Origin of the sequence: Arenibacterium halophilum, assembly GCF_005938225.1 — a bacterium.
GTDB classification, from domain to species: Bacteria; Pseudomonadota; Alphaproteobacteria; order Rhodobacterales; family Rhodobacteraceae; genus Arenibacterium; species Arenibacterium halophilum.
Genome location: NZ_VCPC01000005.1, coordinates 51,324 through 69,067, shown reverse-complemented (window position 1 = coordinate 69,067; position 17,744 = coordinate 51,324). Strand labels below are relative to the sequence as shown.

Sequence of the window (17,744 nt, the reverse complement as noted above, 5' to 3'; positions counted from 1 at the left end):
GGCCCAAATCAGACAAACGACAGGAGAATTTCCGATATGCGTGTATGGCATTTCAGTGAGACTGCGTACCCCTACCTTCCGCCTGCGGAAGATTATGACTCGATCCGCATAACCTTGCCCAACCGTTACTTCGATCCGGTCAAAGGCGCCGAATTGTATAATCGGTATCTGGATGAATGGTTGATTGCCGAGGACGAAGGGCTCGACATCATCGTCAACGAACATCACCAGACGGCAACCTGCATCGACCCGGCCGCGCCGCTCATCCTTTCCGCCCTGGCGCGCCAAAGTACGAAGGCCCGCCTGCTTATACTGGGCAACCCGCTGGCAAACCGAAAGAACCCGGTTCGCGTGGCCGAAGAAATGGCCATGGTGGACGTGCTTTCAGAAGGGCGGCTTGATGTCGGTTTCGTGCGGGGGGTGCCTTACGAAGTGCTTCCGGCCAACAGCAATCCCGCGCGGATGAACGAGCGTATGTGGGAAGCGATCGACCTGATCAACGAGGCGTTCACCCGTCACGACGGCCCGTTCAGCTTTGAAGGCGATTTCTTCCATTTCCGCAACGTGAACATCTGGCCGCGTCCCTATCAACAACCGACCCCGCCGATCTGGGTCAGTTCGACCAGCCCGGGCGGCGCTCGCCAGATCGGCGCACGCGGGTACAGGCTGGCCACCTTCCTGACCGGGTTTGACGGCACACGGAAGGTCTATGATTCCTATCGCGAAGGCTGGCGGGCGGCCGGGTTGGGTGACGATGTTCCGACCGACCGACTGTCCTATTCCGGCATGGTCTATTGCGCCGACACGGAAGAAGAGGCGTACAAGGGTGCAGAAAAGCTCTTGTGGTATGTCACGTCGAACAAGGTCCCCGGCCATCTTGCCAACCCGCCGGGATACGTGCCGACCGCGGCAAACCTGCAGATCATGCGCGGCGCCGAACACCCGTTGAAGGCGTTCCAGCAGAAACCCAGCGTCGAAAATGCCATCGAGAAAGGCATCATGTTCGCCGGGACGCCAGACCAGGTTTATGGCCAGTTCAAGCGGATGTACGACTATGTCGGCGGCTTCGGCAACTTCCTGATGATGGGCCAGGCCGGGTTCCTTGAACACGACGAAACCGTTGCCGGCGTCAAGAAATTCGCGCGCGAGGTCTATCCGCGTCTGCAGGCGGATTTCCCGGGTACCCGCGTGTCCGGGTATTGATGGAGAAGGCGAAAACTATGAAAACCATCATGAAAAAAGCGACCAGCAAGTATGTCATGGTCGACGGTGTGAAGACCCATTACCTGGAAGGAGGAGACGGTCCGCCGCTCGTCCTTCTGCACAGCGGTGAATTCGGAGCCTCGGCCGAGCTGACGTGGGAATACAACATCGACGCGCTGACGGAACATTTCCGGGTTATCGCCCCCGACTGGCTGGGATACGGCAAGACAGACAAGATCTTCGATTTCGGGAATATGCTCTATGCGCGTATTCACCACATCACCCGGTTTCTGGAAACACTGTGCATCGGCAAGGCCCACTTCATGGGCAACTCGATGGGCGCGACCGTCCTTTTGGGCCACGCGGCGGAAGAACATCCCGAATGGAATATGGATCGCATCGTGTCGGTCAGCGGCGGTGGCCATATCCCGGAAAACGATTTCCGACAGATGCTGAACAATTATGACGGCAGCCGCGAGCACATGGCCCTGATCATTCGCAGCGTCTACATGCGGACCGATGTGCACGACGATGACGATTTCATCGACCGCCGGCATCAGTCCTCGCTTGAACCTGGCGCGTGGGAGTGTACGGCCGCGGCGCGCTTCCGGTCGCCCTTTACCCCGCCGCGCGGCTACGGCCGGTCGAAGGGCTATCAGCTCATCAAGCCGAAGACGCTTCTGATTGCCGGTGAAAAGGACAACCTTCGCGAGCCCGGCTATGCCGAGCCGATCCACGCGGAAATCCCGAATTCGGAACTGGTTGTGCTGAAGGGCGCCGGTCATGCCGCGCATGTCGACCAGCCGGACGTGGTGAGCAAGCTGGCGATTGATTTCCTGACCGCACCCGACTGAGTGGCGCCGCCACGAGTGAGCAGCTTGGCTGCAACTGCAGCCCGTGGGCCAGACATGGCCCCGGGCAGACCCGAACGGTTCGGTCACGCCCTACAGAAATCGTGAGCCGACCCAGAGACAAAAAGGTGAGTATCGCCATGACCAATGTAGAGACCTTCCCCGCCAGCGACGTGATCGTCGGCCCCGAGGAAATTCTGGACTGTGCAGCGGCCGGGCAGATGTTCGTGTTGGTCGATGACGAAGATCGGGAAAACGAAGGCGATCTGGTCATTCCAGCTGATGCCGTCGATGCGGCGGCAATCGCCTTCATGGCGCGGCACGGGTGCGGGTTGATATGTCTGGCCGTCGATCCCGATATCGCAGCGCGGCTTGATCTGCGCCCCATGGTTGACGACAACCAATGTGAAAACCAGACGGCGTTCACCGTCTCAATTGATGCGAAACGCGGTACGACGACAGGCATATCGGCTGCCGAGCGGGCGAACACCATCGTCCTTGCCATCGACGACCGGACAGGGCCGCAGGACTTCGTGTCGCCCGGACATATGTTTCCCCTTGTTGCCCGCCCCGGCGGGTTGCTGGATCGCACGGGCCACACCGAAGCAGCCGTTGATGTTGCGCGGCTGGCCGGGCGCAGCCCCGCCGGCGTGATTTGCGAAATCATGAACCCAGATGGCACAATGGCGCGCCTTGACGATCTGATCGCCTTCGCCAGACAGCACCGATTGAAAATCGGTCGGATCTGCGATCTCGTCGCATTTCGGAAAACGTCCGGAAGACAACCCCAGTCCAGCCTTTCAACCGCCCCGCGCATGTACCGCAGCGGACTGGGCTGAAACCGGGTTTCGGCGGTCAAAGGCAAGGAGGAGCGAAGAATGCAACCAGGTGTCTCAGACAGATTTGCGCGTGCCAGTTTCAATTTGGGAGTCGCGGCGGTCACCGCGATCATCCTGTTTTCGATGCTTGATCTGATCAGCCGAACCCTTGGAAAACCCGTGTCATGGGTGCCCGAGGTATCTGTGTATTTCTTCTGCTTCGCGATCTGCTCTTCGATGCCGCATGTGACACGCCAAGGTTCCCAGATCGCGGTGTCCCTGCTTCTCGAGGCGCTCTCGCCCGAAGCGCGGCGGCGCTATGTGCCGTTTGTCGAAGGGCTGTCGTTTCTGGTCTGCATGGTCATCGCCTACCTGTGCGCCGAAATCTGCTGGAAGCAGTTCAAGGCCGGCACAATCACGGTGGCGGATCTCTCGATCCCCAAATGGGTCCTGTCCGCCATGCTGACTTATGCCTTTCTGATGAGCGGCGTGATGCACTTTGTGAACGCCTTCTCGCTGCGCAAGCACTCCACGATGTTCGGGAAAGACTTTACCTGATGGACGCCTCCTTTCTCCCAATTCTCGTGATGTCGGTCGGACTGTTGTTGATGTTCGCCCTGTCGGTGCCAATCTACATCAGCTTCCTGTTCTGCAATCTGATTGCGGTCATGCTGATGATGGGTCCGGCCGGATCGGTACTTTTCGTCAACTCGATCTCTTCAACATCCACGTCCCTTACGCTGGTGCCCTTGCCGGCGTTCATCCTGATGGGAGAGATCCTGTATCGAGGGAACGCCGTGGGACAATTGCTGACCGCGACCGACAAGCTGATCGGAGGGTTTCGCGGGCGGCACTTCGTGCTTGGCATCTCGATTTCAACGATTCTGGCCACGATGTCGGGCTCGGCCATGGGGTCTGCGGCGATGCTGTCACGGTCGGTCTACCCCGAAATGCGTTCGCGCGGGTATGACAAGAAGATGTCGGTCGGGGTTCTGATCGGCGGCGCCTGTCTGGCCCCGATCATTCCGCCGAGTGTGCTGGCCATCCTGATTTCCATTCTGGCGCAGATGTCGGTCAAGGATATGTTCGTCGCGGGGATCATCCCCGGCCTGATGATCTTTGGCATGATCATTGCCTATATCCTGATCCGGGTGGCCCTGCGCCCCGAGATTGCCCCGATCGACACGGACTACCAGCGCCCGACAGGGGGCGAAATCCTTGGGGCCATCGGTAAGCTGCTGCCGTTCACGCTGGTTATCGGCTTCGTCGTCGGATCGATCATTCTGGGCATTGCCACACCCATTGAATCCGCCGTTGCCGGTGTGTTCGGCGCCATGATCGTCGCGCTCATCTTCGGGCGGCTATCCCTGCGGATGATGGTGGAGGCGCTGCAATCGACCACGCTGACGACAACCATGGTGATCGCCATCATGTTCTCGTCCCAGCTGTTCACCCAACTGCTGGGGTTCAGCGGAACAAGCCGCCTGATCAGTTCGGTGGTTGCCGATCTGGATCTGCCGGATCCGATCATGTTGTTGATCATGATGGCCATCCCTTTCGTCCTTTGCATGTTGCTCGACGAAATCGCGGCGATGCTCATCCTGATACCGATCTACCTGACCATCCTGCCGCATATGGAGATCGAGCCGATTGCATTCTGGGTTCTGTTCCTCATCAACATGACGGTTGGCGCGATGACCCCGCCGGTTGGCTACGTGCTGTTCGTGATACGTGGCGTCATCGGCGACATATCCATGCAGACGATCTTCTCGGCTGTCTTGCCGTATGTCCTGATCTTCATTCTGGCCATGACGATCCTGGCGACCTTCCCGCAGCTTCTGACCATGCTGCTTTAACCCCCGCGCCGGAATGCCCCCCGGGGGGCTTCCCGGCCGACCCGCCCATCGCCCCGAACGGGCGATAGAAAAGAAGACCGCGCTTCGCCCTGCGAAACGCAATCATCGCGGCCCGATCTGAACGAAGCCGTCGCCGCGATCGGATCATGAAGGAGCAAGGCCATGCAGCTTGGTATCACCGATCTGGGTGTGTTCGAATTGTCAAACCCGTGGGAGTTCAACCGCCTCGAACTGGTCGTGGATCCTATGGAACCGGAACGTTTCCGGGATCTCGCCGCGCGGTTGGGGGACCTTGAAGGCGACGATCATATCTGGCTGGCGGCCGGCGTTCTCAAATTTCTCAGCCACGAGGCCAGCAACCCCGACTGGAATACCGGCTTCGACGGCATGATCTCGGCGGCTGCGGAGTACGGATGGGTGAAAGGCGGAAAGGTGCGGGCCCATATCGTTCGCGGCGCGCCTCCGGCGCGGGTGTCCAGCGACCAGTTTCGGGATGCCATGCGCCGTCTTGCTGCCAGCGTTTGCGCGGTCACCACCGGAACGATGGACGACCCGGCCGGAATGGTTGCCTCCAGCGTGGTCTCAATCTGCGCAGAACCGCCGGCGCTTGGCGTTTTTGTGCACAAGACCAGTTCGTCGTTGCCACGGCTGGTCCGAGAGGGCCGCTTTGCCGTGAATATCCTGACAAGGCAACACGCCGACCTGCTGCCACAGTTCACCGAGGCACCGCAGGGGATCGCGCGGTTCGAAGGCGCCGGCTGGGAGGCGGGCCCGATGGGCCTTCCGGTGTTGCCCTCAGCGCTTGCAAGCATCGAATGCAAGATCGCGACCACGATCACATTGGGCACGCATCTTCTTTTGGTCGGACGGATCGAAACGTCCCACACACAGGACGATGAACCGATGGTCTACTTCGATGCGAATGTGCTTTGACATGGCGGCGCGACGCCTTTGCGCGGGGCAGGTGGCAGGCCACCGAACCCGGAACATAGCGCGCAGCACGCAATCAGGAATCACCGAATAAGAGTGCGGGCTTGGCAATTGCAAACCGAACCCGACGCGGCCCAAACCAAGCCGCCCCAACGATGGAGAAGCCGAAATGTCGTCCCTTTTTTCTCTGGCCGGACGGGTGGCCGTTATTACCGGGTCGTCGCGGGGGATCGGTTTTGCCATCGCGATGGAGATGGCGCGCGCAGGCGCACAGGTGGTTGTGTCCTCGCGCAATCAGGATGCTTGCGACACAGCCGCCGACAAGATCAACATCGCCACGGGACGCAAGGCTGCCAGCCCCTTCGCGGCAAGTATCTCTGACAAGCAGGCGCTGAACGCGCTGGTCGCGCATGCCGACGAAACATTCGGAAAAGTGGATATCCTTGTCTGCAACGCGGCAAGCAACCCCTACTACGGCCCGCTTGCAGAGATACCGGACGACAGGTTCAGGAAGATCCTCGACAACAACATCATCGCCAACAACTGGCTGATCGGTATGGTGTTGCCGCAAATGCGCGGCCGGAAGGATGGGGCGATCATCATCGTGTCGTCCATCGGTGGATTTGTCGGCTCACCCGTTATCGGCGCTTACAACATCTCGAAGGCCGCCGACATGCAGCTTGCCCGCAACCTTGCCGTTGAATGCGGTGGCGACAATATCCGCGTGAACTGCATCGCGCCGGGTCTGATCAAGACAGAGTTTTCAAAAGCCCTCTGGGACGATCGCGACACCTATGAAACCTACATGCGCAGCACGCCGCTGAAACGGGCTGGCACCCCGGAAGAGATCGCCGGCGCCGCCGTTTTTCTGGCTGGGCCTTCCGGGTCTTTCGTAACCGGGCAAACGCTTGTGGTTGACGGTGGCACGACCATTCAAGGCATCTGACAACATCATGCCGCGGACCGCTCGGTACGCGCGTCTCTGAAATCAAAGAGGAAATAACATGACCGATAGCGCGCCGCGCACAACGCGCCGACTTCTCAGCCGGATTTCTGCCGAAGGCGAACTTCATGCGTGGATAGAACAATGCGATGTTCCGCCACCCGGCCCGGGTGAGATCATCGTGCAGATGCAGGCCAGCCCGATTCATTCGTCGGACATGAACGTGATGTTCGGCCCCGCCGATTTCAGCAAGGCGGTGCAGTCAGGCACCGACGCCGCGCCTGAAATTCGGGCGCCACTCCGGCCCGGAGCGCTGGAAAGTCAGAAGCTTCGGATCGGGCATTTGATCGAGCCCGGAATGGAAGGTGCCGGAACGGTGCTGGACGCGGGCAAGGGCGCGGAGCACCTTATCGGCAAACGCGTGGCCGTCTGGGGCAAAAGCACATATCGCGACATCCAGGTGTTCGATGCATCCGGGTGCATGGAACTGTCGGATGACGTGAGCCTTGAAGATGGCGCTGCCGCCTTCGTGAACCCGCTGACCGCGCTGGGTCTTCTGACCACTGCGAAGGCCGAGGGATACACGGCATTCGTGAATACGGCCGCCGCATCCAACATCGGTCGGATGATGATTCATCTGTGCCGCGAAGACGGGCTTGCGCTGGTCAGCGTCGTGCGGCGGCCCGAACTGGCCGACCAACTGCGCGCCCTGGGCGCCGAACATGTGATCGATACCTCTGCCAGCGACGCCAAAGATCAGCTGGTCAAGGCAATTGATGAAACCGGCGCAAGGGCCTGCTTCGACGCGGTCGGCGGCAAGCTGACGGGGCAGGTGCTTGAAGGCATGGAAACCAGTTGCCGCCGGTCGCTGACGGAATTCAGCAACTATGGAAGCCGGGAACAGCGGCAGTGCTATATCTACGGCGCGCTGGATATGTCGCCGATTGAAATTCCCCGGTCGGCAGGGCTGTTCTGGTCCTGTCGCGGCTGGCTTCTGTTCCCCTATCTTGAAACGCTTGGCGCCGACGAGACCGACAAGCTTCTCGCGCGCGTTCGTGCAGGGCTTGGCACAACCTTCAAGGGCCAGTTCTCGAACAGGATCGGCCTGTCCGATGTGCTGCGTCTGGATACGATCAACACGTTCCTGGCCCGCGGAACCGAGTCAAAGACGCTTATAACAGCATGAAGAGGCTGGAAATGTCGCGAACGTCGAACCCCGAAGATGCACCCGAGAGGATAGAATAGTGCCCCAGAGATTTACCGGGAAAGTTGTCGCCCTGACAGCAGCGGCATCAGGGATCGGGCTGTCGGCCGTACGGAAACTGGCGTCCGAAGGTGCCGTTATTTCCGCCTCCGACCTGTCCATCGACGCGTTGAAAGAGGCGCTCGGTCCGCTCGACCTGTCTGAAGATCGGCTGATGATGCGTCAATGCGATGTCACCGACATGCAGCAGGTTCGCGCCTTCATTGACGATACCGTCGAACGCTTCGGGCAACTGGATATTTTGGTCAACAACGCCGGGCTTGGTGCATTGGCCGATGTGACAGAGCTGGAAGAAGACGCCTGGCACAAGGTGATCGCGGTGACCCTCGACTCGGTGTTCTATGCCTGTCGGGCCGCCATGCCGCATCTTGTCCGCACGCAGGGCGCCGTGGTGAACACCGCTTCGATTTCGGGCCTGTTCGGCGACAACGGGCTGTTCGCCTACAACGCCGCAAAAGGCGGGGTGGTCAACCTGACACGGGCGCTGGCGGTGGATTACGCGCGGGACAATGTGCGCGTGAACGCGGTGTGCCCCGGTTTAACCGCAACGCCCCGGACCGCATGGATGATGGAAGACGCCAAGATCAAGGCCGAGTACGACAGCAGGCTCCCGATGGGGCGGCCGGGCACGCCGGATGAAATGGCCGATGCGATTGCATTTCTGGCCTCGTCAGAGGCGTCCTATATCACAGGCGTCAATCTTCCGGTTGACGGCGGACTGACAGCCGCAACCAATCAGCCGCAATTCCTGCGGATGAGATCGGACTGATCGCAGCCGCGACGCGGTCAACGCCCGCTGACATCGTCCAGGCGCACACACGCAAAACCGGAGCCTTATCAACCACCCTTTGTGCTGTATAACCGTCTTTGAGCGTGCGCCGCGCGCGTTTCGACAACGGCAGGGAGGGACCACAATGCCGAACACTGAGCAATCCCCACGACAGGGCCGTTCGGCCGTGCTCCGCCACAGCCCGGTGGCCCGGCCCTATGCCGAAACCAGGCCGCTGACGATCGAGACGCTGACACTCGACGCGCCCGGACGGGACGAAGTCGTGGTAAAGATCGCCGCGGCGGGGTTGTGCCATTCCGACCTGTCGGTCATCAACGGCGATCGTCCGCGTCCGACACCGATGGCGCTGGGGCATGAGGCGGCAGGCGTGGTTGTCGAATGCGGGCCGGGTGTTACGGGTCTCGAGGTTGGCGATCACGTGATCATGGTGTTTGTGCCTTCCTGCGGGCATTGCGCGCCTTGCGCCGAAGGGCGCGCGGCGCTGTGCGAACCGGGGGCCGTCGCCAATAACGAGGGTGTGCTGCTGGGTGGCGGTATCCGGATGCACGCGGGCGAAGAGCAGGTGTATCATCATGTCGGCGTGTCTGCGTTCGGCGAGTACGCAGTGGTTTCGGCCCGCTCGCTTGTGAAAGTCGACAAGGATCTTCCACTCGACAAAGCCGCCCTTTTCGGCTGCGCGGTGCTGACGGGCATGGGCGCTGTCGTCAACACGGCGCAGGTGCGCCCCGGCCAATCCGTTGCCGTGGTCGGGCTTGGCGGTGTTGGGCTGGCCGCCGTCCTTGGGGCGCTGGCAGCCGGTGCGGCAGATGTGATTGCAGCCGATATCGACCCGTCCAAACTGGAGTTCGCGCAGAAGCTGGGTGCAACAGCCGTGGTGAATTCGGGCGCAAAGGATGCCGTCGATCAGGTGAAGGCGCTGACCAAAGGCGGTGTGCATTCGGCCATCGAGACTGCCGGCGTCGCTCCGGCGTTTGACTTTGCCTACAATGTCACGCGGCGCGGCGGCCAGACCGTGACGGCCAGCCTTGCCAACCCGTCGGTCAATGTTGCGATCCAACAGGTGCGGCTGGTGGGCGAAGAGCGCACCGTGCGCGGCAGCTATCTGGGCGGTGGCGTGCCGTCACGCGATATTCCCCGCTATATCGCGCTGTACCAGCAGGGGCGGCTGCCGGTGGATCGGCTGATGACATCCAGTGGCCCGCTGGACGACATCAACGCCGCCTTCGACATGCTTGCCGAAGGCAAGACAATCCGCCACGTCATCCAGATGGGGTAGACGCCTCTTCGCTTTTCATCGGGTGTAAAACCGGGCGCTATTTCGGGAACAGGTCGTCGATGATGACCGAGATGTGCATGTGCATCGCGTCCGAGGCCTGATCGGCGTTGCGCCGCGCGATGGCATCGACGATCGCTGCGTGATGGGCGCAATATTCGCGGCGCTTGTCGTCGGTAATGACCCGCTGTTTCAGCCGGATCCACGGCGTGCGAGTGCGGATGTCGGCCAGCAGGTTGTTCAGGCTGATCAGCAGCTCGTTCCGTGTGGCCGAGTAGATGCGGCTGTGCAGCTCGCCGTCCCAATGTTCAAAGCTCGCCAGATCGGGGGCGGCCATCGCGGCGTCATGCGCTTCGCGGATGAATTTCAAATCGGCTCCGCTAGCGCTGGACACCACGGCCGCCGCCGCCTGTGGTTCGATGATCAGCCGCACCGCCAGAACATCGGCCGGGCCCGCGCCAGACATGCGTTTCAGGATGCGGATGAATTCGCGTGTGGTTCCGGCGGTCGAGACGATCTTGCGCGGTTTCACGATGGTGGTCATGCCCGCCTCCTATTGGCCGAAGTAGTTGTAACGCCGCGACAGCAGGTGCGTGCGCATTGCCTGTGACGCGGCCTTGCCATCCCAGTTGCAAAGCGCGGTGACGATGTCGGCATGTTCGGTGCCATAGGCCAGCCGCCTGTCTTCGCTGAAAGAGCGGCGGCGGATCTCCATCATCGGGGCCTGAAAGCGGATGATCGACATCAGGTCGAACAGATCAGTCAGGAAGGGGTTGTGCGTGGCAAGGTGGATGCGGCGGTGGAATTCGCTGTCCCAGTATTCGTAACGGTCCAGGTCGGTCGATTCGCTGCACTTGGCATCGGCCTCGATGATCGCCTCCAATTCCGCCTCCGAGGCGTGGCGGGCGGCAACCTCGGCGCTGTGGGGCTCGATAAAGATACGCAGGTTCAGGATGTCGATGGGACTGGCGTCAAGGAAATGGTCCAGGATGTCGGCGAACTGGTTGTCGGGCCGGTCCAGAACCATCGTGCCCTGACCGACGCGGCGTTCGATCAGCCCATCTTCAACCATGCGGGTCAGGATCTTGCGGATCGTGTTGCGCGCCACGCCATATTCGGTGGCCAGCGCACGTTCGGTCGGCATCAGGTCACCCGGCTGCCATTCCCCCGCATCCAGACGGCGGCGCAGATCTTCTGTCAGACTCGTGGTTTTTGCGAGTGCCATATGTTTCCGTCAATATGAACCAATGCAAAATTGGATCACATCAAGGGAACCAATTCACACGATTTTCTTCGCATTGGATCACATTTGCAAGGTGAAATTTACTTGATTGGCGCGAAATGCCCTCATAAGCTGATTGCGAGGATAAACCAATGCTGCATTGGTTCATAGGGAGGGTGAGGCGATGAAACTGGCCTCGGTCAGACATGCCGGCGAACGGCGTGTCGGAATCGTATCTGCGGACGGACGTTCGATTTCGCCGGTGGCGCTAACGGCGGAAGAAGCCGCAAAGGGCGTGACCGCACTGATCGGCAAGGATCTGGACGCGCTTGACCTTCTGTCTCCGATCGCTCTTTCCGAGGTTGAGATCGAGGCGCCGGTGCCGCGACCCGACCGCAACATCTTTTGCGTCGGCAAAAACTATCACGCGCACGCGCTGGAGTTTTCGCGCAGCGGGTTCGATTCCTCTGCCGCGCAGGGCGAGCTGCCGGAATTCCCGATCATCTTTTCCAAGGTGCCGGAAACCGTTGTCGCCTCGGGCGCGCCGGTGCTGATCGACCCGGCTGTTTCACCGGCGATCGACTACGAGGCCGAGCTGGCCGTGATCATCGGCAAGGGCGGGCGCGGCATCCGCCCCGAGGACGCGATGACCCACGTCTGGGGCTATACCATTGTCAACGACGTGACCGCGCGTGACCTGCAAGGCCGCTACAGCCAGTGGCTGATCGGCAAGTCGCAGGACACCTTCTGCCCGATGGGCCCGTTTGCCGTAACCGCGGACGAGCTGGACGTGGCCGACACCACCGTCACCACCTGGGTCAACGGCGAGATGCGGCAGAACGCGAACACGCGCGATCTGATCTTTGATGTCCCCACGATCATCTCGACCATTTCCGCCGGGTTGACGCTTATGCCGGGCGACATCATCGCCACCGGAACACCCGAGGGCGTGGGCATCGGGTTCAAGCCGCCGAAATACCTGCGCGCGGGCGATGTGGTGAAGGTGCAAATCTCCGGAATCGGGACGCTGGAAAACCGCTTTGCCGAGGCGCGGGCATGACCACGACGCAAACCGCAGGCATGTGCATCGAACAGCAGGGCGACGGCCCCGCCGTGATCCTGCTGCACGGTCTGGGGGCCACGTCGAATTCGTTCCAGCCGCTGATGACCGCGCTTGGCGGGCGGCGGGTGATCCGGCCCGATCTGCCGGGGGCAGGGCGATCGCCCACGCCGCGCGCGGGGCTGGACCTGCGCGGGCTGGTCGATGCGGTGCTGCGCATGGCGGATGAGTTGGGCGTAGGTGATGCCGATCTGGTGGGCCATTCCTTTGGCTCGCTGATTGCGCAGCATGTGGCGCAGGCACGCCCTGCGCTGGCGCGAACGCTGACGCTGTTCGGGCCGCTGATCGAACCCGCGGACGCGGCGCGCGACAGGCTGCGCGCCCGGGCCGATCTCGCGCGCGATCAAGGGATGGACGTGGTGGGCGAACAGATGGCCGCCGGGGGGCTGGCCTCTGGTGCGGCTGACGCGAACGCCGCCGCCGTCGCCTTCGTGCGCGAAAGCCACATGCGGCAGGACGCCGAAGGCTTTGCCCAGAATTGCGAGGCGCTGGCAGGTGCCCACCGCGCCGATCCAGGCGCGCTGAAGATGCCGGTGCTGATCGTGACCGGAGAGGAAGACGGCGTTGGCCCGCCCTCTGTCGCGCACCAGCTGGCCGATGAGGTTGCGCAGGGCAGGGCGGTGATCCTGCCGGCCTGCGGCCATTGGACACCGATTGAAAAGCCCGCCGACTGCCGGCGGCTGCTGACAGAAAACCTCGGGAGGGGATGACCGCCGGGGCATGAGGATTTGCCAACCGTCGAGGAGGGCGGGCGGCACAAGGGAGGATGACATGGCAGGCTATTCCAACGGCTGGACCGCCGAGGGCGGATCGGTTCTGTTCACCAACGTGCGCATTCTGGATGCGACCGGGGAACAGCCCTATTCAGGCGAGGTGCTGGTCCAGGGCAACCGGATCAAGCAGATCACCCGCGGCTCGGCGCGGTTCTCGCAATCGCATACCTCGGGCGGGGCGACGGTGATCGACGGCATGGGTGCCACGCTGATGCCCGGCATGATCGACGCGCACCTGCATCTTTCGTGGAACAACGCCCCCGGCATCGACCCGATCCAGATGATGGAAGTCGAGGAACACATGCTGGTCACGATGGAGATGGCCAAGCTGGTGATCGACGCCGGGTTCACCGCCGGGCGCGGCGCGGCCTCGGCCAAGCCCCGTCTGGACGTGGTGGCCAAACGCTTCATCAACGAAGGCCGCTATCCCGGGCCGCGCTACCTGGCGGCCGGGCCGGAAATCACCACCGTGGGCGGGCTGGGCGATGCCGCGCCCTCGCATATTCCGCACGAGGGTCTGAACCTTGGCATCGTGGTGTCCGGCCCCGAAGAGGTGCGGCGCGTGGTGCGCACGCTGATCAAATACGGCGTCGACGCGATCAAGCTGAACCTCTCGGGCGAAGAAATCACCGGCATGGGGGCCGAGGAAACTCCGATGTCGGAAGAAGAGGTCGCCATGGCGGCCTCCGAAGCCCGCTGCCGCAACAAGGTGCTGGCGGCGCATGCACGGTCGTCCGGGTCGGTGATGCAGTGCATCCGCCACGGCATCCAGAACATCTATCACGCCTCCTTTGCCGACGAACAGGCGCTCGACGCGCTGGAAGCCGCGCGCGACCATCACATCGTGGCACCGGGGATCGCCTGGCTGATCAATACCGCCCGCCACGCCGAGGAATGGGGGATCAAACCCGGGTCGGAAATTTCGATGCTCTATGAACGCGAGCTCGAGATGTGCATCGACACGATGAAGAAAATGCACCGGCGCGGCATCCGCATCTGCATCGGCGGCGATTACGGGTTCGCGTGGACGCCGCAGGGCACCAACGCCAAGGACATCGAGACCTTTGTGACCACGCTGGGCTTTTCCCCGATGGAGGCGATCCAGGCCGCCACGAAATACGGCGGCCACATCATGAACATGGAAAAGGAACTCGGCATGATCAAGGAAGGCTACCTGGCCGACCTGCTGCTGGTCGACGGCGACCCGCTGGCCGATGTGCGCATCCTGCAAAAGCAGGACAGGCTGCTGGCAATCATGAAAGACGGCAAATTTCACAAGGCACCGCGCAGCAATGACGCGCGCCGCCGCCTGACCGCCTGATCCGCCATGTCGGACGCGTCGCGCAGCCGAACCGATCCACTGGGGCAGGGGCAGGGGATCACCCGCCGTCAGGTCGGCGCGGTCGCGCTGCTGATCGTGGGGGCGGTGTTCCTGTGGATGGTCTTTGCGCAATGGCCCGATTGGCTGGACGCGATCCTGATCTCGAAAAAGGCGTTCCTGTCGGCGATCCTAAACGGGCTGACCCTTGCGGGGCTGTATTTCCTTGTCGCCAGCGGCTTCACGCTGGTGTTCGGGCTGATGCGCAACGTGAACCTTGCGCATGGATCGCTGTACCTGCTGGGCGCCTATGTCGGCTATGAAATCGCCGACCGCACCGGGTACTGGCTGCTGGGTGTCGTCGGCGGGTTCCTTGTTCTGGCGGTGGTCGGGCTGGTGATGCAGATCCTGGTGTTCCGCCGGCTGGAGGGCGACGACCTGCGCCAGACGCTGGTGACCATCGGCATCTCGGTGGTGGCGGCCGACCTGATGCTCGCCGTCTGGGGCGGCACCACCTATCAGTATCTCACCCCCGACTGGCTGAGCGGCGCGGTGCGACTGCCCATTGTCACCGCCGTGCGGTCGAACGGCAGCGAAGTGTTCCTGGCCTATCCCTTCTATCGCCTTGTCGTGCTGGGCGCGGCCATCGTGATCGGCGTGGCGCTGTGGCTGCTGATCAACCGCACGCGCATCGGGTCGATGATCCGCGCGGGGGTGGATGACCGGGCGATGCTCTCGGCCTCGGGCGTGAACGTGCACATGATCTTTGCCGTGGTGTTTGCGCTGGGGGCCGGGCTGGCCGGGCTGGCGGGCGTCATCGGCGGCTCGGTCTTGTCGGTCTCGCCCGGAGAGGACGTGCGATACCTGCTCGCCTCGCTTGTCGTGGTGATCGTGGGCGGCATGGGATCGATCGTGGGGGCCGCCATCGGAGCGCTGATCATCGGCCTGGCGGAACAGATCGGGCTGGTCTACTTCCCGACCTATGGCGTGGTGCTGACATTCGTCATCATGGTCGTGACGCTGGCGATCCGGCCCCAGGGCATCATGGGGAGATCGCTATGAGCGAGTTGAGCGTTCCCCGCGCCGCCAGGGCCCCCGGCTGGTTCGACCGGATCGGCATCGGGCACCTGCTGCTGGGCGCCTTGCTGCTGGTCTATCCGGCGATGGCGAACGATTTCTTCCTGACGCAGATCGGGGGCTATTCGCTGGTGCTGGGCATGATCGCCCTGTCGCTTATGCTGCTGGCGGGCTATGGCGGCATGGTCTCGCTTGCGCAGATCACCGTGGCAGGCGCGGCGGGCTATGTCGTTGCGATCTTTGGCGAAAACAATTCGGGCATATACGGTTTCGGCTGGCCGTGGTGGGTTTATGGGCCGCTGGCGATCCTGATTGCCTCGCTCATGTCGGCGCTGATCGGCTGGGTCGCGGTGCGGACCGAGGGCATCTATACCATCATGATCACGTTGGCCGTTGCGACGGCGTGTTTCTACTTTGCCCAGCAGAACTATGCCCTGTTCAACGGCTTCCCCGGCTATAACGGGCTGCGCGCGCCCGAGGTGTTTGGCGTCTACTGGCGCGACCCGGTGCCGTTCTACTACCTCTGCCTGTTCTGCGCGGTGCTGGCCTATGCGGCCGTGCTGTATGGTGCGCGGTCGACATTCGGCATGACGCTGCAAGCAATCCGCGACAACCCGCGCCGGATGCGGTCGATCGGGTTCGACGTGACCGCGCACAAGGTCTTTGCCTGGTGGCTGGCCGGGCTGATCGCGGGCGCGGCGGGCATCCTGCTGGTGTGGTTCAACGGGCGCATCTCGCCCGGGACCATCGCGGTGGGCCCATCCATCAACATTCTGGTGATCGCGATCATCGGTGGCATGCGCCACCCCATCGGCCCCTTTCTGGGCGCGGTGATCGTGACCCTGATGCAGACCTTCGCAATCGACATCATCGGAGCGGAGCGATTCAACACCCTGATCGGAATGGTGTTCCTGATCATCGTGTTCATTTCGCCCGACGGCATTCTTGGCTTGTGGGAGAGAGTCAAGCCAAAGGCCGGCGGGGAAGACTGGCGGGCGTCTTTCCGGACATCCGTGAAGTAAGGTGAAACCCAGGGAGGAAGACATGACTATTGCAAGAAGGACTTTACTGGCGCTGACCATGGCAACCGGGCTGACCGCGCCCTCGCTTGTTCTGGCGCAATCGGATTCGATCAAGATCGGCCTGCTGGCCACCTTCGAAGGCGCGTTCACCGTGCTGGGCGAAGATGCCGAACGCGGCGCGATGACCGCGCTGGAGGAATTCGGCGGCACCGTCGCGGGCAAGCAGATCGAAATCGTCAAGGGTTCGTCCGATGCTTCGCCCGACAGCGCGGTGCGCGCGGCGCGCAAGCTGGTCGAACAGGACGGTGTGAAAATCCTTGTCGGGCCGCTTTCGGGTGACGAAGGCATCGCCGTGAAGGATTACGCCAAAACGCACCCTGACGTGACCTTCCTGAACGGCAGCTCGGCCGCGCAGGACACCACGCTGCGCGAACCGGCCGACAACTTCTTCCGCTTCTCGACAGATGGTGCCCAATGGATGGCCGGGCTTGGAGATTACGTCTATAACGAAAAAGGCTATCGCACCGTCGCCACCGTGGCCGAGGATTATTCCTTCCCCTACACGCAGGTCTTTGGCTTCATGGCCGAATTCTGCAAGGCGGGCGGCACGGTTCCGTCGAAATCCTGGGTGCCGATCGGCAACAAGGATTATTCGTCGGTCATCGCCGCGATTCCGGACGATGTCGATGCGATCTATGTCGCGCTCGGCGGCGCGGACGCGGTGAACTTCCTGTCGCAATACAGCGATGCGGGCGGGCAGGCGCCCCTGATCGGCGGCTCGATCACCGTGGACCAGACCGTGCTGACGGCCAAGGGCCGGATGCGTGACGTTCTGATCGGCACCCCGGCCGCAGGCCCGACCGCCGACACCAACGATGCCGAGGCGTGGAAGACCTTTACCGCCGAGTACAAGAAGCAGGATGGCGCGTTCCCGTCGCCCTCGCTGTTTGCGCACGCCTATTACATCAACATGAAGGCGGCGATCCTCGCGCTGGAAGAAGTGGGCGGCGATCTGTCGGACGATGGCGCGAAATTCCGCGCGGCGCTGGCCGGTCTGGAATTCGACACGCCCACGGGCAAGGTGTCGCTTGACGACAACCGCAACGCGGTGGCCGACATGTACCTGACCGAGGTGACCGAAGCCGACGACGGCACGCTGGTGAACAAGATGATCCAGGTGACGCCGCAGGTAAACCAGACGCTGGGCATCAAGGCCGACGAGTTCATGGCCTTGGGTGCGGTCAGCCGCGAAAACCCAAGCTGCCCGTAACCGCGCAACCTCTG

Annotated in this window: 18 protein-coding genes; 16 read left to right on the top strand and 2 right to left on the bottom strand. The window is 62.2% G+C overall.

The features are described from left to right. Positions 1-36: 36 nt before the first annotated feature. From FGK64_RS19585 to FGK64_RS19540, 10 genes are all read left to right on the top strand, one after another. The gene (locus tag FGK64_RS19585) at positions 37-1,203 is read left to right on the top strand and encodes an LLM class flavin-dependent oxidoreductase (protein ID WP_138865560.1); all 1,167 of its coding nucleotides are present in this window, start codon (positions 37-39) and stop codon (positions 1,201-1,203) included. A gap of 17 nt (positions 1,204-1,220) precedes the next feature. Then, complete coding sequence (locus FGK64_RS19580; RefSeq protein WP_210236590.1) at positions 1,221-2,057, top strand: alpha/beta fold hydrolase; 837 nt, start codon at positions 1,221-1,223, stop codon at positions 2,055-2,057. 137 nt (positions 2,058-2,194) lie between these two features. Continuing rightward, positions 2,195-2,893 carry a 3,4-dihydroxy-2-butanone-4-phosphate synthase gene (ribB, locus tag FGK64_RS19575; RefSeq protein WP_138865558.1) on the top strand — a complete coding sequence of 233 codons (699 nt, stop codon included), beginning with the start codon at positions 2,195-2,197 and terminating at the stop codon, positions 2,891-2,893. Positions 2,894-2,932: 39 nt separating this feature from the next. Further along, positions 2,933-3,430 (top strand): TRAP transporter small permease, encoded by a 498-nt coding sequence (locus FGK64_RS19570; RefSeq protein WP_138865557.1) that lies wholly within the window; start codon positions 2,933-2,935, stop codon positions 3,428-3,430. Then, a complete protein-coding gene (locus tag FGK64_RS19565; RefSeq protein ID WP_171054149.1) occupies positions 3,430-4,728 on the top strand; it encodes a TRAP transporter large permease in 1,299 nt (432 codons plus the stop codon). Before FGK64_RS19570 ends, FGK64_RS19565 begins: the two co-directional genes overlap by 1 nt. A 162-nt stretch (positions 4,729-4,890) precedes the next feature. Beyond that, on the top strand, positions 4,891-5,661 hold the full coding sequence (locus FGK64_RS19560; RefSeq protein ID WP_138865555.1) for a flavin reductase family protein: 771 nt from the start codon (positions 4,891-4,893) through the stop codon (positions 5,659-5,661). 166 nt (positions 5,662-5,827) lie between these two features. Then, positions 5,828-6,604 carry an SDR family NAD(P)-dependent oxidoreductase gene (locus FGK64_RS19555; protein ID WP_138865554.1) on the top strand — a complete coding sequence of 259 codons (777 nt, stop codon included), beginning with the start codon at positions 5,828-5,830 and terminating at the stop codon, positions 6,602-6,604. Positions 6,605-6,662: 58 nt separating this feature from the next. Continuing rightward, positions 6,663-7,787 carry a zinc-binding dehydrogenase gene (locus tag FGK64_RS19550; RefSeq protein WP_138865553.1) on the top strand — a complete coding sequence of 375 codons (1,125 nt, stop codon included), beginning with the start codon at positions 6,663-6,665 and terminating at the stop codon, positions 7,785-7,787. 58 nt (positions 7,788-7,845) lie between these two features. Further along, a complete protein-coding gene (gene budC / locus FGK64_RS19545; protein ID WP_138865552.1) occupies positions 7,846-8,634 on the top strand; it encodes a meso-2,3-butanediol dehydrogenase in 789 nt (262 codons plus the stop codon). A 145-nt stretch (positions 8,635-8,779) separates the two neighbouring features. Then, a complete protein-coding gene (locus FGK64_RS19540; protein ID WP_138865551.1) occupies positions 8,780-9,931 on the top strand; it encodes a zinc-dependent alcohol dehydrogenase family protein in 1,152 nt (383 codons plus the stop codon). 37 nt (positions 9,932-9,968) lie between these two features. Here FGK64_RS19540 and FGK64_RS19535 read toward each other — a convergent pair whose 3' ends face one another. Together FGK64_RS19535 and FGK64_RS19530 are read right to left on the bottom strand one after the other, a co-directional pair. Further along, a complete protein-coding gene (locus tag FGK64_RS19535; RefSeq protein WP_138865550.1) occupies positions 9,969-10,472 on the bottom strand; it encodes a FadR/GntR family transcriptional regulator in 504 nt (167 codons plus the stop codon). Between the two features lie 9 nt (positions 10,473-10,481). Continuing rightward, a complete protein-coding gene (locus FGK64_RS19530) occupies positions 10,482-11,153 on the bottom strand; it encodes a FadR/GntR family transcriptional regulator (protein WP_138865549.1) in 672 nt (223 codons plus the stop codon). A 181-nt stretch (positions 11,154-11,334) separates the two neighbouring features. On the opposite strand from FGK64_RS19530, the gene FGK64_RS19525 reads away from it, so the two are divergent. The 6 genes from FGK64_RS19525 to FGK64_RS19500 all read left to right on the top strand — a co-directional run bounded on the left by FGK64_RS19525 (position 11,335) and on the right by FGK64_RS19500 (position 17,730). Continuing rightward, positions 11,335-12,210 carry a fumarylacetoacetate hydrolase family protein gene (locus FGK64_RS19525; protein WP_138865548.1) on the top strand — a complete coding sequence of 292 codons (876 nt, stop codon included), beginning with the start codon at positions 11,335-11,337 and terminating at the stop codon, positions 12,208-12,210. Continuing rightward, complete coding sequence (locus tag FGK64_RS19520; protein WP_138865547.1) at positions 12,207-12,980, top strand: alpha/beta fold hydrolase; 774 nt, start codon at positions 12,207-12,209, stop codon at positions 12,978-12,980. Before FGK64_RS19525 ends, FGK64_RS19520 begins: the two co-directional genes overlap by 4 nt. 61 nt (positions 12,981-13,041) lie before the next feature. Beyond that, on the top strand, positions 13,042-14,364 hold the full coding sequence (locus FGK64_RS19515) for a metal-dependent hydrolase family protein (protein WP_138865546.1): 1,323 nt from the start codon (positions 13,042-13,044) through the stop codon (positions 14,362-14,364). Between the two features lie 6 nt (positions 14,365-14,370). Beyond that, the gene (locus FGK64_RS19510) at positions 14,371-15,423 is read left to right on the top strand and encodes a branched-chain amino acid ABC transporter permease (protein ID WP_138865545.1); all 1,053 of its coding nucleotides are present in this window, start codon (positions 14,371-14,373) and stop codon (positions 15,421-15,423) included. Beyond that, complete coding sequence (locus FGK64_RS19505; protein ID WP_138865544.1) at positions 15,420-16,460, top strand: branched-chain amino acid ABC transporter permease; 1,041 nt, start codon at positions 15,420-15,422, stop codon at positions 16,458-16,460. The genes FGK64_RS19510 and FGK64_RS19505 overlap by 4 nt, the downstream gene beginning before the upstream one ends. Before the next feature lie 22 nt (positions 16,461-16,482). Further along, positions 16,483-17,730 (top strand): ABC transporter substrate-binding protein, encoded by a 1,248-nt coding sequence (locus FGK64_RS19500; RefSeq protein ID WP_138865543.1) that lies wholly within the window; start codon positions 16,483-16,485, stop codon positions 17,728-17,730. The last annotated feature ends 14 nt before the right edge of the window (positions 17,731-17,744 follow it).